Origin of the sequence: Streptococcus constellatus subsp. constellatus (assembly GCF_023167545.1) — a bacterium.
Lineage (GTDB): Bacteria > Bacillota > Bacilli > Lactobacillales > Streptococcaceae > Streptococcus > Streptococcus constellatus.
Map to the genome: position 1 here is coordinate 1432356 of NZ_AP014647.1, position 15670 is coordinate 1448025.

Annotated in this window: 17 protein-coding genes and 2 pseudogenes; 5 read left to right on the forward strand and 14 right to left on the reverse strand. The window is 38.7% G+C overall.

The features are described 5' to 3' along the window. Positions 1–179: 179 nt before the first annotated feature. The gene (locus tag SCSC_RS06995; RefSeq protein ID WP_006270463.1) at positions 180–719 is read right to left on the reverse strand and encodes a DUF177 domain-containing protein; all 540 of its coding nucleotides are present in this window, start codon (positions 717–719) and stop codon (positions 180–182) included. Positions 720–906: 187 nt separating this feature from the next. Between SCSC_RS06995 and SCSC_RS07000 the strand changes: the two genes are divergently transcribed. The 3 genes and pseudogenes from SCSC_RS07000 (at position 907) to SCSC_RS07010 (ending at position 3738) form a co-directional block, all read left to right on the forward strand. Next, positions 907–1107: a hypothetical protein gene (locus SCSC_RS07000; RefSeq protein ID WP_006270459.1), complete on the forward strand. Its 201-nt coding sequence runs from the start codon at positions 907–909 to the stop codon at positions 1105–1107. Next, the gene (locus SCSC_RS07005; RefSeq protein ID WP_003029922.1) at positions 1091–2320 is read left to right on the forward strand and encodes an MFS transporter; all 1230 of its coding nucleotides are present in this window, start codon (positions 1091–1093) and stop codon (positions 2318–2320) included. Before SCSC_RS07000 ends, SCSC_RS07005 begins: the two co-directional genes overlap by 17 nt. 161 nt (positions 2321–2481) lie before the next feature. Beyond that, positions 2482–3738: pseudogene (locus tag SCSC_RS07010) on the forward strand (ISL3 family transposase). Positions 3739–3779: 41 nt separating this feature from the next. Here SCSC_RS07010 and htpX read toward each other — a convergent pair. After that, a complete protein-coding gene (htpX, locus tag SCSC_RS07015; protein ID WP_006270462.1) occupies positions 3780–4682 on the reverse strand; it encodes a zinc metalloprotease HtpX in 903 nt (300 codons plus the stop codon). 1 nt (position 4683) lies between these two features. Then, a complete protein-coding gene (locus tag SCSC_RS07020) occupies positions 4684–5244 on the reverse strand; it encodes a LemA family protein (protein ID WP_006270461.1) in 561 nt (186 codons plus the stop codon). Between the two features lie 147 nt (positions 5245–5391). On the opposite strand from SCSC_RS07020, the gene rsmG reads away from it, so the two are divergent. Both rsmG and SCSC_RS07030 read left to right on the forward strand, forming a co-directional pair. Then, positions 5392–6105, forward strand: a complete 714-nt coding sequence (gene rsmG, locus SCSC_RS07025) for a 16S rRNA (guanine(527)-N(7))-methyltransferase RsmG (protein WP_006270458.1) — start codon at positions 5392–5394, stop codon at positions 6103–6105. A gap of 130 nt (positions 6106–6235) precedes the next feature. Further along, entirely contained in the window at positions 6236–7762 is a 1527-nt protein-coding gene (locus SCSC_RS07030) for an IS1182 family transposase (protein ID WP_115342911.1), read from the forward strand. 86 nt (positions 7763–7848) lie between these two features. On the opposite strand, the pseudogene SCSC_RS07035 reads toward SCSC_RS07030, so the two are convergent. The 11 genes and pseudogenes from SCSC_RS07035 to SCSC_RS07085 form a co-directional block, all read right to left on the reverse strand. Then, positions 7849–8620 (reverse strand): annotated as a pseudogene (locus tag SCSC_RS07035) (glycosyltransferase family 8 protein). A gap of 15 nt (positions 8621–8635) precedes the next feature. Then, entirely contained in the window at positions 8636–9388 is a 753-nt protein-coding gene (locus SCSC_RS07040; protein WP_006270188.1) for an SDR family oxidoreductase, read from the reverse strand. A gap of 32 nt (positions 9389–9420) precedes the next feature. After that, on the reverse strand, positions 9421–10257 hold the full coding sequence (locus SCSC_RS07045) for an energy-coupling factor transporter transmembrane component T family protein (protein WP_006270185.1): 837 nt from the start codon (positions 10255–10257) through the stop codon (positions 9421–9423). Further along, positions 10250–11929 carry an ABC transporter ATP-binding protein gene (locus SCSC_RS07050; RefSeq protein WP_006270189.1) on the reverse strand — a complete coding sequence of 560 codons (1680 nt, stop codon included), beginning with the start codon at positions 11927–11929 and terminating at the stop codon, positions 10250–10252. Before SCSC_RS07050 ends, SCSC_RS07045 begins: the two co-directional genes overlap by 8 nt. A gap of 11 nt (positions 11930–11940) precedes the next feature. Then, positions 11941–12702, reverse strand: a complete 762-nt coding sequence (locus SCSC_RS07055; RefSeq protein ID WP_006270187.1) for a nucleoside phosphorylase — start codon at positions 12700–12702, stop codon at positions 11941–11943. 399 nt (positions 12703–13101) lie between these two features. After that, positions 13102–13581 carry a DUF6773 family protein gene (locus tag SCSC_RS07060; RefSeq protein ID WP_006270192.1) on the reverse strand — a complete coding sequence of 160 codons (480 nt, stop codon included), beginning with the start codon at positions 13579–13581 and terminating at the stop codon, positions 13102–13104. 27 nt (positions 13582–13608) lie between these two features. Beyond that, on the reverse strand, positions 13609–14088 hold the full coding sequence (locus tag SCSC_RS07065) for a DUF6773 family protein (RefSeq protein WP_006270193.1): 480 nt from the start codon (positions 14086–14088) through the stop codon (positions 13609–13611). A gap of 13 nt (positions 14089–14101) precedes the next feature. Continuing rightward, positions 14102–14578 (reverse strand): DUF6773 family protein, encoded by a 477-nt coding sequence (locus tag SCSC_RS07070; RefSeq protein WP_006270196.1) that lies wholly within the window; start codon positions 14576–14578, stop codon positions 14102–14104. After that, positions 14568–14786: a helix-turn-helix transcriptional regulator gene (locus tag SCSC_RS07075; protein ID WP_006270186.1), complete on the reverse strand. Its 219-nt coding sequence runs from the start codon at positions 14784–14786 to the stop codon at positions 14568–14570. Before SCSC_RS07075 ends, SCSC_RS07070 begins: the two co-directional genes overlap by 11 nt. Next, on the reverse strand, positions 14770–14976 hold the full coding sequence (locus SCSC_RS07080; protein ID WP_006270197.1) for a hypothetical protein: 207 nt from the start codon (positions 14974–14976) through the stop codon (positions 14770–14772). Before SCSC_RS07080 ends, SCSC_RS07075 begins: the two co-directional genes overlap by 17 nt. A 134-nt stretch (positions 14977–15110) precedes the next feature. Further along, positions 15111–15656, reverse strand: coding sequence for an ECF-type riboflavin transporter substrate-binding protein (locus SCSC_RS07085; protein ID WP_006270195.1), 546 nt, complete (start codon positions 15654–15656; stop codon positions 15111–15113). Between the last annotated feature and the right edge of the window lie 14 nt (positions 15657–15670).

Genomic DNA, 15670 nt, shown 5'->3' on the forward strand with positions numbered 1-15670 from the left:
AGTTTCCAACTTCTGAAAGAGTTTCGTGATAAACAAATGACGCAGTAGCTGATTGGACTCTTTCTTCGCTGTTCAAGCTCGCAAGAGTTCCTAATCATCTTTGCGGGGGTGGGACTACGAACTTAAAATTTTTAATTTTGAGTTCTGTCCCACTCCCTTCTTCTATCTGGATTATTAACTCAATTTTCTTCATCAAACAGGTTCTTCAGGCTAGCAAAAGGGCTCTTGCTTGCTTTTTGCTCTTCTTGCTGGCGGCGGTATTCTTCCTCGGTCATGACCTGCCAGTCTTGTCCCACTGGAAAATCCTGCCCTGCTTCTTCCTCAGCCGTCAAGACCTTAAGCGGGATATTGAGCAAGATATTATCCGCTACACTTTCTACCAGATCAATCTCATCGCCCTCAAGCCCCAAAACGAGGTCATCATCAATCAAGTCTTGGCTGATCTTCTCGCCATGATTTTCCATGAAAATCTCATTGACCAAGTAAGTTTCCTTGCGCTCAACAGGCTCCATGCTGCGGCTGGACGCCAGAGTAATCGTGTAGGACAAATCATAGTCTAAAAAGTAAAGACCGTCCTCATACTGAGCCTTGCCTCTTGCAAGCACATCGCGGATGCCCAAAATTTCAGGGTTACGCCCTTTTAAATCAGCAACTAAGTCAAAATTCACTTCAAAGTCTAGTCCATCGGGGTTCTTACGAATTTCATGAATATTTAGCATATACTTTTCCTCCAATATTCCTTAAACCATTATAGCATTTTCTTTCTGTTTGTGCGCCTTTCTTTGCAACTTACCCTGCCGTTTTCTACCAGTCACTTTCCCTTTGACACCACTTGGCTAAAAGACCTTGAAAACCCTGTTATACCCCGCTATAATGGTGGCAATAAAGCTTTTAGGAGAACAATTTATGAATATATACATTGAAAAGAAAAGAATTACTCTCACATCAAGTGAAAGTCGAATTGTTAAGCGAACCATAAAGAGTGATATTCGTCAGGTTTGGGAATTTGTCACACAGGGTAAAAGGTTTCAACTCAAAAGTCCTAGCCTCGCTAAACAACTTGTCAAAAAATATTCAGGAGATAAAGCAGATGAAACTACTGATTAAAAATTCACTTTTTCGTGTCATAGCTCTTTCTCGCTTTTTCAACTACTTAGGAGCCTCTATCTACAATCTCGTTTTTGTAGTTTTTGCAGCAAGTCTGCCCCACGCTAAATTCGCAGTGGGAACTGCCAATATTATCTTACTTGCCCCTATCCTCTTTACTGTTTATGTCGGTAAACGGGCTGACCAAACGCACGAAAAAGGGTACTGGCTGATTGCCACAGGCTACATTCAAGCAATATTGTTCGTCCTTGTTGCAATGCTGACTTATCAAAAAAGTCTAATCGCTTTTTCCTTTGTTTGCTTGATTAACATCATCTCAGATATTCTCAGTGACTATCGTGGCGGTTTGCAAATGCCTATTTTCCAGAAAAATATTCCTGAAGAAGACCGCATGGAAGCTTATAGTTTCACCCAATTTCTCTCCATTATTTGTTCTATTTCGGGGCAAGCTCTGGGAGTATGGCTACTCGCCATTAGCAATCAAAATTTCTTTTTCGTTGCCTCTATCAATGCCCTAGCTTTCCTGCTTTCTTCAACTGTCCTCTATTTCTACCGCAAACAGCTAACTCATGCACCTGTCACTGTCAAAAAATTAGAGAAAAAGACTTCTTTCCTTACTCAAGCTAAAGAAATTTTTAAATTGGGCGAAGAAATTTTCCAAAAAGAAGAAAAAAGCAATTTTATACTGCTCCTAGCCAGCATTGCCATTATTAATGCCTTGGGTGGCAGCTTAAATGCCATCTTTAACCTCAGCCTTTTAAATCGTCCTTTCTGGAATTTCACTTTCAGTCAATCACTATTTCTCATTCAAGTAGTAGTCATGGCAGGTATGGTTCTCGGAAGTCTCACTCCCAGAGACTACTTTGCTAAACTCTCCGTCGCCCAAATTGTTTTATGGGCAATCCTTCCCATTGTTCTTATTGGATTAAATCAAATATTTTTTGGTTCTCAACTAATTACTCTTCTTTCTACCATGTTCCTCATGTATCTGGCAGCGAAGGTCAATCCCAAACTCAATGCTCTTCTTCTCAACAGCCTTCCTTCTGATGTTCTCGCACAGACCAGCTCTTTTTTATCCCTTCTCTTTAGTCTCTCCCTTCCTGTCGGAACTACTCTTTTTACAGCTCTTGCTGTTTGGAATATGACTATTTGTTGGACTGTCTTTACTCTACTAGGAGTACTCGCCCTTGGACTTGCTTGGAAAAACAGATAAGAAAACTCTCCCAGTTATGTCATTGGGAGAGTTATTTTGGCTCTATAATTTCTGTAGTGGGTAAAATCACTTTAGGAATTATGGAGCCTATTTTATTGTAGAAAAAAAGTCCCATAAGACCTATAATGAAAAGCGACCAAACCATCATTAGAAAGAATCTTATGGAACAATTAAATTTTATCACAAACTTACTCGGAATTAAAGACCCTAACATCACTATTTTGGATGTTCTAGATGCTGGTACACATAAAGAAATCATCGCTAAGCTAGATTATCCTGCGCCTAAAGGCCCTCACTGCCAAGGACAAATGGCTAAATATGACTTTCAAAAAGAATCGAAAATCCCCTATTTAGAGTGTGCGGGATACAAGACTATGATTCGAGTGAGAAAACGCCGTTTCCGCTGTAAAGTCTGTCGGAAAGTAGCTGTCGCTGAGACTCCCTTAGTCAAGAAGAACCACCAAATCGCAACCATCGTCAAGCAGAAAATCGCTCAAAAACTGATGGAGAGGCTTTCTATGACGGCCATCGCTGAAAGCTTAGCAGTTTCCACGTCAACCGTCATTCGCAAACTAAAAGAATTCGAGTTTAAGGCGAATCTCAACTGCCTGCCAGCACATATGAGTTGGGATGAGTACAGTTTCAAGAAAGGCTAGATGAGCTTCATTGCACAGGATTTCGACTCAAGACAGGTCATAACTATCCTAGATGGACGAACGCAAGCAACCATTCGTAATCACTTTCTGCGCTATTCCAGACAGGTCCGAAACGGCGTTAAAGTCATTACCATGGACATGTTTAGCCCCTACTACGACATCGCTAAGAAACTCTTTCCTTCTGCTAAAATTGTCCTCGATCGTTTTCACATGGTACAACATCTTAGCCGTGCTAGGAGTCGTCTTCGCATCCAAATCATGAAGCAATCAGATCGAAAATCGCACGAATATAAGGCACTGAAACGTTACTGGAAACTCATTCAACAAGACAGTCGAAAACTAAGTCATAAACGCTTTTATCGTCCGACTTTTCGTATGCATTTGACCAACAAAGAGATTCTGGAAAAACTCCTTGCATACTCTCAAGAACTCAGAGAACACTATGAACTCTACCAACTCTTACTTTTTCATTTTCAAGAGAAACAAGCTGAACATTTCTTTGGACTCATTGGAGAAACAATTTCTTGTATAAATCCTATCTTTCAGACTGTTTTTAAAACCTTTCTCAAGGACAAAGATAAAATTATCAACGCTCTTGGACTCCCTTACTCAAATGCAAAGCTAGAGGCCACTAACAACCTCTTCAAAGTCATCAAGCGAAATGCTTTCGGCTTTCGGAACTTTGACAACTTTAAAACTAGAATCCTCATCGCTTTAAATATCAAAAAGGAGAGAACCAATTCGGTTCTCTCCAGGGTATGACTTTTCGTTAACCCACTACAGTTGACAAAGAGCCGTTATTTTTACATATTTTTCAAACGTTCAATCCGCTCACTAATCGGAGGGTGAGTGTGAAAAAGTTTTTGCAAACCACCTGGCTTTTTAGGGTCATTGATATAGAGAGCTGCACTAGCATCATCAACCTTGCGATGCATGGGCTCACTTCCATCTAACTTTTGCAAGGCATTGATCATACCTTGAGGATTACGAGTCAGCTCAACACTGGAGGCATCAGCTAAAAATTCCCGCTGGCGCGAAATAGCCAACTGCACCAAAGTTGCCGCTAGAGGAGCAAGAACAATGACTATCAAAGATAGCAACAGCATGATGACCCCCAAACCGCCGCCACTATCACGATCATCATTGCTTCGACGTCGGCTGCCACCACCAAACCACATCATACGCCCTGCCAAGCTTGATAACATCGTTACCGCACTAGCAAGCGCTACTGCAATCGTTGAAATTCGAATATCATAATTACGAATGTGACTCACTTCGTGTCCAATAACAGCTTCTAATTCTTCACGATTCATCATATTCAACAGACCTGTTGTCGCTGCTACTGCAGCATTTTCAGGTTTTGAGCCTGTTGCAAAAGCATTGGGTGATGAGTCTTCAACAATATACACTCGTGGCATAGGAACTTGGGCTACCATTGCCATATCTTCTACCACATGATAAAGATCAGGAGCCTCAGCTTCCGTGACTTGTCGAGCACCATTCATGGACATGACAACCTCGGTAGACTGAAAAATCATGCTAAAAGCATAAATCCCTCCAATGATAAAGGCAATCAACACTCCGCCAAGAATCGAATCGAACCACAAATAGCCAACTGCAGCACCAATAATCGCTAAGAGAGCAAAAAATGCAATCAAGAGAACCCACGTTCGTCTTTTATTACTAGCAATTTGATCAAAGAGCATATTAGTCACCTAAACCGCTAAAATCAACTTTTGGTACGGATTTTTCTTCCTCTGGAACAGCCAAGAAATCTGCTGGCTTAAAACTGAACATTCCAGCAATAATATTACTTGGAAATGTTTCTAACTTCACATTATAATTGCTTGTTACGCTATTATAAAGTTGACGCGAATACGAAATTTTATTTTCAGTATTAGTTAATTCTTCTTGCAATTTTACAAAATTTGTACTTGCTTGCAATTCTGGGTAATTTTCTGCAACAGCAAAAATTCCTGAAATCTGACGCGTCAAGGCATCACTTGCTTTCATAGCTTCTGCTGGAGTTGTTGCAGCAGCCACCTGCCGACGCAGTTCTGTTACTTTTTCAAACGTTGATGCTTCATATTTGGCATACCCTTTGACCGTTTCAATCAAGTTTGGTAGCAAGTCATTTCGACGTTTCAATTGAACATCAATCTGACTCCATGCTTCTTTGGTTTGCATACGACTTTTGACAAGACCATTGTAACTAGCAATTACAAACAGCACTAGTACCACTACAATAGCTAAAATAATTATCCACATAGTCATTCTCCTTTTAATTTATTATAGATATTATACCAGAAAAATGAAAATAATAAACATTTTGACTTCTTCAAAAGAGAAATTTTAAAGATTCTCTTCTGATTATCTGGTATAATAGAAGCAAGAAGATACAAGTAAGGACAAATGATGACACCCGAAGAATTTTATCAACTTTTAAAACAGCAACAGATTGAACTCACGGACCGACAACAGATGCAGTTTGAACGCTATTTTGAACTGCTCGTTGAATGGAATAAAAAAATCAATCTGACAGCTATCACTGAAAAAAAAGAAGTGTATCTCAAGCATTTCTATGACTCCATTGCACCCATTTTGCAGGGACGGATTAAAAACCAAAATATCAAACTATTGGATATTGGAGCTGGGGCAGGTTTTCCTAGCCTCCCTATGAAAATCCTCTATCCAGCGTTAGATGTGACGGTTATTGATTCTCTAAACAAGCGCATTCTATTTTTAAATCATTTGGCTGACGAATTAGATTTGGAAAAAGTTCATTTCTATCATGGTCGGGCAGAAGATTTTGCTCAAGATAAAGACTTCCGCGCCCAATTTGATATTGTAACTGCGCGCGCCGTTGCCCGTATGCAAATCTTAGCCGAACTAACCATTCCTTTTCTGAAAGTTGGTGGACGTCTTTTAGCACTCAAAGCTACTAATGCCCCTGAGGAATTAACGGAGGCTAACGATGCTCTCAAACTTCTATTTAGCAAAGTCAAAGAAAATAGTAGCTATCAACTTCCAAATGGCGACCCACGCTATATCACTATTGTTGATAAGAAAAAAGAAACTCCCAATAAATACCCTCGCAAAGCAGGAATTCCTAATAAACGCCCCTTATAAAACGAAACGAGTCTGGGACAATAGTCCCTTTGCTACAAAAAAAGCAACGGATTTGCCGTTGCTTTTTGCATGGTTGCGATAGTCTTGGTAAAATAGAATTGCCCAATAAACCATTTAGAAAGGCTATCCCATGCATATTCACTATAACACAAATCAAACAACTTTACCACTAGAAATCAGTTCTTTCTTGCCACAAGACCATCTCGTCTTTACTATTGAAAAAGTGGTGAATGCCTTGGAGGATCGTCACTTCCACACGTTCTATCATAACTTTGGTCGCCCGTCTTATCACCCTAAAATGCTTTTAGCCGCTCTACTATTTGCCTACTCGCAAGGGATTTTCTCTGGACGAAAAATCGAAAAAATGATGATTGAAAATCTGGCTATGCAGTACCTAACAGGACAGTTGGTTGTCAGCTACCGCACTATCAATCGATTTCGAGTCGCTAAAGGGATGGAAGACCTCATTCGTGATCTTTTCATTGACCTCAATCTTCGTTTAAAAATGGAAGAGTTAGTGACCTTAGATTGTCTGTTTATTGACGGGACTAAGATTGAAGCCAACGCTAACAAGTATAGTTTCGTGTGGAAAAAGGCCACAGACAAGTTTTCCGTCAAACTTCAAGAACAGATACAGGTCTATTTTCAAGAAGAAATCACTCCCCTTATCCATCAGGCCATTAGGCTGGACGAAGAAGAACCGATTGCTTCAGAGCAGTTGATTGAATTCGCTCAAGTCCTCGAAGAAGAATTGGAAAAACTGAACCAAGACATTGAGGAGACACCCGTTAAAGGAAAGGATGAACGTAAAACTCAACGTCGGAAACTCAAGAAAGTCCTGCGTAAAGTCAAGGATGATTTTTCAGTACGTGCTGAAAAATATGAAGGCTACCAAGAGACATTTGAAGGGCGTAACAGCTTTTCCAAAACAGATACAGATGCCACTTTTATGCGGATGAAAGAAGACCACATGAAGAATGGTCAACTCAAGGCTGCTTACAATCTTCAAATCGCTACTGAAAATCAATTTGTTCTTCATTATGATGTCTTCTCAAATCCGACAGATACCAAGACTCTCCTGCCATTCCTTGAAACTTATCCACATGACTTGAAGACCGTTGTCGCAGATGCCGGCTATGGAAGTGAAGAGAACCTCCTTCGTTTAGATGAAAATGAGGTGAACCATCTGATTAAATATGCCATGTTTGATCAGGAACAGAAGAAAGGGTATAAACAGTCGGCTAGAAACTTAGCGAATTGGTACTATGATGACAAGGAGGATAGCTACACTCATCCTGATGGCTGGTGCTATCGTTTTCATCATATCAAACATCAGAAAACACAGACGGACTTTCAACAGGAAATCAAGGTTTACTACGCTGATGAACCTAAATCAGCCCCTCAAAAGGGACTATATATCAACGAACGTTATCAACACTTAAAAGCTAAAGAATGCCAAGCGCTTTTATCTCCCGAAGGTAGACAGATTTTCAATCAACGTAAGATTGATGTGGAACCTGTCTTTGGGCAGATAAAGGCTTATTTGGGTTACAAGAGATGTAACCTAAGAGGCAAGCGTCAGGTGAAAATTGACATGGGTTTAGTGCTCATGGCCAATAATCTCCTTAAATACAATAAGAGAACGACTCAAACTTAAAAAGCTAGAGTTCCATAATTGGGAATCTCTAGCTTTTTTGTGACTGAGAACTATTTTGTCTCAGACTCTTCTTTATTATATCCAATTTAGTCCACTTTTCTACAACAATGCTGGACATGCTTATAAAGTGCGGCATAGTGGCCGTGGTAATCTTTCCGCCAAGGCTTATCTAGGCCACAAAAGTGAAGAAAAACAGTATGTTTTATAACCCAATCTAAATCCCACTCTCCCTTATTTCTAGCGTAATAAAGAACATTATAGCGTACATCGTAATTATATAATTCATCTGGAATCTGGAGTGTCAAATGCCCGTACAAAGCATTTAGTACATCTTGGTCTGGTAAAAAAAGTTTAAAACGATTTTGAGCAATATCATCTAAAATAGCGTCACGCTTCACTTTTTGTCGAATTGCTGTCAAATTCATGAGTAAAACTCCTGAATTATAGTAACTTTCTGCCTCAAAATTTTGTAAGCGTAGCTTATTGACTAAATCTGTCATGTTAGTATCTGAACCATGACTAGCTGCAGCATATAAAGCAGCACCTAACTCCATTTTATAAAGTGGAAAAATATCATTCAAACATAAAATATCGGTATTCAAATATAGAATTTTGTCTAAATCCTTAGGGAGATATTCATGAGCCAACAAACGATAGTAAATTGTCTCTGGATACCGATCAGCGCTTGGGGCATCTTCAAAAGCTCTCAATCTCTGCATGCTTTTTTAACAATTGTTTCTGCAAGACAAACACATGCAGCAAAGCTGACGGTGTATTCTGATACACTGAATATAAGGTCGTTTTAAACGGCTCTATATAGTGATCATCAATTGAGAATAAAAGATTTATTTCCATCATTTATTCCCCATCTATCTATTCTTCTCGAAAAACGGGTTGTGGACCAAATGTTTGTGAAACAGGCATGAGCTCAATTCGGTTAATATTGACATGAGGAGGTTGCCCAACAATCCAAGCAACAGTATTGGCAATATCTACCGGCTGAATAGCATGAGCTCCTTCATACAATTTTTCAGATCGTTGCTTATCTCCCTTAAACCGAACAGTTGAAAATTCTGTGCCTTCACAAAGACCGGGTTCAATATTGGTTACACGAATATGATGTCCAGCCAAATCAGCACGTAAATTCAAAGAAAACTGTTTTACGAATGCTTTACTAGCTCCATACACATTAGCTCCCGGATAAGGGACTGTCCCAGCAGTTGAACCAAGGTTGATAATAAGCCCACTATCCCGCTCTACCATTTGTGGTATAATCTGGCGTGTTAGATAAACCAAACCAACAACATTAGTCTGAATCATTGTCAGCCAATCTTGCATATCTGCTTCATAAGCCTTATCTAAACCCAATGCCAAACCTGCATTGTTGACCAAAATATCAATCTTTTGCCAAGCCTCTGGCAAATTTTCTAAAGCCTGATCTATATTTTTCACATCCGATACATCCATTTGAAGCGGGTAAAAGTTTGCAAAGCCCAATTCCTGCTGAAGTTGCGCTAATTTTTCTGATCTTCTTGCTGCGCCAATCACTTGATGGCCTTCTGCCACCAAACGGCGACAAATAGCTTGTCCAAAACCAGCCGAAGCTCCTGTTACCAATGCAATCATCTTCTTCCTCCTATATGTATTTTCATTCTCATTTATAACCAAGGATTGTAAAATCGACCGTGATTCACGACAAAGAGTAATAGACTGAATAATAAAAATAAACCAGCCAGTACAATTACTTCAATATCCAACCTCTGAAAAGCCTGATAAGTGTACCATGTCCGCTTCTTATTTTTGCCAAAACGCCGCAATTCCATAGCTGTCGCAATCGTATCAATCCGTTCCAGCGAACTAAAAATCAAGGGAACAATAATTTGCAAATTGCCTTTGATTCGCTGACTGAACTTTGCTTTTTTTGACAATTCTAATCCACGCGCTTCTTGGGACATTCTAATCAAGTAAAACTCCTCTTGCAAATCCGGAATATATCGCAGCGTTAAGCTAACTGAATAAGCTATTTTATAGGGTATTCCGATTTGATTCATGCTAGAGGCAAACTGACTTGGGTGAGTTGTCATCAGAAAAATAACCGCCAAAGGAATAGTGCAGAGATATTTCAAAAATAAATTAAATAGATAAAATATTTCCTGAGCAGTTACAGTGTAACTACCTAGTCCACTTAGCCAAACTGTCTGTTCTCCATAAATCTCTACTCCATACTGAGGTGCAAACAGGTAGACCATGATGAGATTCAAAGCAGCAAAAAGACCAGCAAAGATCAAAATAAATGATACATCCTTAAAATGGATATGAGACACTTTGAATAAAAAGAGCGATCCAACCGCAATGACCAATAATAAACGTGTATCATAGCTAATCATTGCTGTAGTTGATACTAAAATGAAAAACAACAATTTACTAGCACCCGATAAGCGATGAAGAAAGGTCGTACCCGCATGGTAACCGATTAGTTTTTGTTGATTAAGCATGACTTTTTTCCCTTTCTCGCATGTAAAATTCAGTCAAAGCTAGCGGGTCTACTTCTAGTTTTTCAGCCAAAGAAAAAATTGATGTTTCTTTCAGATTTGCCGCCTGAATCAACTTCTTATCTGTCAGAACTTCTGCAGGGGCTTTATCTGCTAAGATATGTCCATCCAGCATGACAATCGCACGTTCAGAATAATCCAGCATTAATTGCATATCGTGTGTAATCATCACAATAGTGTGGCCTTTTTGATTCAACTCGTCCAAAAAATTCATGATTTCTGTATAATTATGTTGGTCTTGCCCAGCTGTTGGCTCATCTAAAAGAATAATCTCTGGATTTAACACTAAAATGGAAGCAATGGTCACACGCTTTTTTTGCCCAAAGGACAAAGCAGAAATAGGCCAATGTCGAAATTCATATAGACCACAAGTTTTTAGTACAGTTAAGACTCGCTTTTTTATTTCTTCTTCTGCAACGCCACGTAGCTTCAATCCCAAGGCAACTTCATCAAAAATCATGGTTGTTGAAATCATCTGATTTGGATTTTGTAACACATAACCAATCCGCTCTGCCCGCTCCTTGATAGAGTCATTTTTGATGTCTTTTCCCTGCCAAGTATAGCTTCCTTCCGTTTCAATGAATTGACAAAGCGCTTTTGCTAACGTGGATTTTCCTGCACCATTTTTTCCAACGATCGCAATCTTTTCCCCTCTAGAGATTGCTAGATGAATATCCTTTAAAACTTTTTTCTCCCCATAAGCAAATTGAACGTTTTTCAATTCTAGCAAGTAATCTTGCACCTGTGGTTGTTGAATAGGAACCAACTCTCCCAAAAACTGAATAGAAGATACGTCTATCTGATCTAAAGTTGCCAACTGTGTAGCATCTTTCACATGAAAGCCAAGCTGGCGCAGCGTTGTAAGATAAAGAGGTTCACGAATACCATTGGCAGCTAGTAAATCCGTATGCAACAAATCATCTGGACTACCATTAAACAAAATTCGGCCATCATTGATGAGCACAATTCGATCAATCGCTCGATAAAGCACATCTTCCAAACGATGTTCAATGATAATCGTCGTCGTTCCTGCTTCCGCATGAATTTGGTCAATCAGCTCAATTGTATCCTGCCCTGATTTAGGATCTAGGTTTGCCAAAGGCTCATCGAACAATAAAATCGGACTTTCATCAATCAACACCCCAGCTAAACTGACCCGCTGTTTCTGCCCACCAGACAAATCTTGAGGACGCTGATGTAAGAGCGACAGTAGCTCCAATTTCTCAGCCCACAAATGTACCCTATCTCTCATCGTTGGCAAATCCACCATGTCGTTTTCCAAAGCAAATGCTAAATCTTCTGCAACGCTCAACCCGATAAACTGACCGTCTGTATCCTGCAAAACTGTACTCACGAGATTTGACAGTTCATAGACGCTCCTATCAAAGACAGACTTTCCTTGAATCAATAAACTTCCTGTCATTTCTCCATGATAAATATTGGGGATAATTCCATTCAAGCACTGGCCAAGCGTCGATTTACCACAACCAGAAGGCCCCACAATCAGGACTTTTTCTCCCTCATAAATTGTCAAATCAACATTTTTTAATGTTGGTTCTGTCTGTACTTGATACTGAAAATTAAAATTTTCAAATTGAATAATTGGTTTTTCCATCACATTCTTCTTTATAAAGCAAGGGCAATTTGTATTGCCAAGTTAGCTACTTTGTCTTTTTCATCTAAATCTGCATGATTTGCAAGATTACGCATATCCCAAGCCTCTTCTGATAAATGATCCGCTGCATAAAAGAAATGGCAAATCGAGATTTTACGAAAATTTGCTAGAGCTGCAACTGCTGAACATTCCATATCTACACAAATGGCTCCTGCTTTTTTACGCTTATACAATTTTTCTGCAGTCTCTCGATAAATGCCATCTGTCGTCCAAACTTTTCCAACTGTATGAGAAATTCCCTTGTCAGTCAAAAATGATGTTAAAAAATCGTGCAGGCCAACATTCACCTCTATCTCATCAGAAGCTGGCAGATAATGGTAACTAGTTCCTTCATCACGAATAGCCATCTGAGGTACAATGATGGACGTTTCCCTAATAGCTTCATCTAAAACACCACATGTTCCAAATAAGACCAATTTTTTCATCCCGAAGGCAATCAAATCTTCCAGAATAGCGACACAAGCTGACGCACCAACCGGTGCATTAAATAGAGCAATCGGTGTACCTTTTACAACAATCCTGTAAATTGGAATCTCAATATTTGCCATAGAGGTAGAGGTCAACAGATCATGCTGAAAATCAGCCAACATGCGTTCAAAAGTTGCATGAGCAAAACAAGATACTACTGTCTCAGGAAAACCTGGCAATGCCTCAATCAAATCTTCTGGATTGATAATCGCTCTGCGATTGTTATCAAATTCCTCTAAAATCATCCACTGCTCCTCCCATATATACTCATTCTATTGTAGCACAAAAGAAATAAGATGAAAATCAATTGTGACCCCCTTGGAATTTCTACAAACCCTTTAAAATGAAAATGAACCTCCCCAGCAAAATGAGACTCATTTCCCAACATCGTTGATACAAAAGAATAACTATATCGACCCAGATGACCGAGTGAACTAATAGTTATTGACACTAGCAATTCAGTCGACAAGGTGAACTAAAATTCGTTCGCGCTGGCCGAGGGGCAGATGACGTAAATCGAATTTAAGTCATTGTATCTGAGGGGCAGACGGATTCCTCAAAACGCATTTCACATTTATTAAATAGAAAAAGAGGTTGGATAAAACCCAACCTCTCCTAACATATAGGGGCACTTTACTTCTATCTCATTCAGAATCTTCAATTTCCTTATCAATCTTATGTTGACGAGATTGATTGTATGTATTTACAAACCCATTAAATATTCCTAGCGCAACCAAATATGTGATAAAACTGCCAAATAGAAACAGAATGAAATCATTTGTCGGACGAGTTTTATAGTGCAATACACCAAAATGATAGTGATAATAACCACTCAAAACTGTCAAACAGAATGCTTGGAATAAAGTCATGAGTATTCCTAGCTTCTTCTTTTCAACAATTTTTTCTTTCCTCATCACAAAGAAGTAAATTCCACCGCTAATCAGAATAGCTAGCAATTCATCCACATAAGATTCTATTGAAAAGTTAAACAGGAAAAACTTGATAGCAATTCCAATGCCTAAAATGACAAGTAAAACTCGAAACGCATAGGCTTCAGCCTTGTATGTCCCTTGCCGAATACGCTCGTCTTTTTCGCCACTAAAATAATCCTTTATTTTGCTCATGACAATCCTCCTTTCAAGATTCATCTTCTAATCTTCTAGCTCCGATAAATATTTCTCAAATCGCGCCTTCTGCCATTTACCAATAATCTCTAGTAGCAGATTAATCACCAACATGATAGGGAGATACAGCAAAAATGTAATTGGGATAGTTAATAAAAGCTTGGCATGAAACGGATTGTTCTGATAAATAGCCTGATTGACTTGGAAATTTTGAACTAGGATCATGACAGTCACAAAAGCTGTCATGGCAATCACACCCCAAATAGTAAAGGTAAAACTATTAAAATAATTAGCACCTAACCGCCGACAACGCTCCAAAAAGTAAAGAAATGCAATAATACTCGAAAATAAGAATAACTGCGCATAGATTTCCCCTGAATGGACAAAGACACTTCCAATATAAAAGATAAAATTACTAATCATCAGCAAACTAAATGCTTCCGTCCCAGCCTTATTGATTAATTGCACTTCTCGCTCATCCAAAATCTGATGTTTAATGAATTTCATTTGCTCTCCTTTGCTATTCTTCTAATTCTTTTTCCAATTGTCTCTGGCGTTTGATATTCAACCAATCAACTCCTCTATCCAAAAGACAAGAAACCAAAGCAATCGTCACTAGAATAACTAAAAATTTTAAAATTGAGTGCTGATTCAAATATAGCTGTATTTTAGAGAACTTGCCAACAAAAGAAGCAGATAAAATAATGAATGTCACCGTAAATCCGTTTACTAAACGACTCTTCAATCCATTTTCTGAATCATACTGACGAATTGCCAAACCAAGCTTCCAAGAACGAATAAGCGCATAAAGCTCCATTCCTACTATTATCACAATTTCCGGTAGATACGCTGCAATTGATAGATGTAAAAATGTCATTTTAATAAAGATAGATGTCAACAACAAGATAACCGCTAAAAAAGCAATCTCATTACCTAATTTTTGTTCCATCTGTATCGTTCGCTCATCTTGAAAGACTCGTTTCTTTTCAATTTTCATTTTTATTTTTATTTTCCTCCCAAAATAATTGATCTAATGTTTTACCCAATCGTTTACAAATTGCAATGCATAAACCGAGGCTAGGATTATACTTACCTGCTTCAATCAGACCAATCGTTTGTCTTGTTACACCAATTGCATCGGCCAAATCTCCTTGGGTCAAATCATGCTCAACCCGAGCTATTTTTAATTTAAGGTTTTTCGTCATTCTCTTTATCCTCTTGACTAAAATCACTTTTTTTCTTTGCCGCATACAAGGTGAAACCCAAAATTATATTACTAAAACCTATAACTATGAACGTCCGATTTTTCTGAGTTAGTCCCACTAATAACAATGTTATTCCTAGCAACAGCCATATCATGTAAACCGCTCCGACTGTTTTTTTATCATTTTTCATAAATTTTAACTCTTTCTTTACTACTATTATACATTATATTTTATAAAATGCAATATATAAATAACATTTTGTACATTTTTTATGGCCTTAAAATAAAAAAGCTCAGATTATTCTTTCTGAGCCCTCAAATATAACTAATCCTTTTTCAAACTTCCCGATTTGGTTTGTGTACGAGCATAGGCCAGCAAAAGCACTGTTCCTGCAACAGCAACAGTTAAGCCATTAGAAATCGTTGCAACAACACCTTGTACCAAAACCTTATTGACAGGCTCATTGTAAATCAAAATATCCCCTAATGGGGCAATAACAACCCATACTATTGCATTAGCTAATACTTGAATCACATTAAAAGATATAATATCTTTTACCTCAAAAATCCCTTGCGTAGCACGAATCCGTTTTCGAAATAGCCCAACAATCAAACCAAACAAACCACTGGCAATGACCCATGACCACCAAGGATTCCCATATTGCAATGAATCCTTTAGTGCATGACCGACAAAGCCCGTCAAAAATCCAACGACAGGTCCGAAAATTACACTAAACAAGGCTTGCAAAGCATACTGCAATTGAATACTAGTATTTGGAACAGGTGTTGGAATACTAATCATTCCAATAACAACAAAGAGAGCTGCTCCAATCCCCGTTGCGACAACACTTCTTATTGAATTATTTTTCATAACAACCTCCTTTA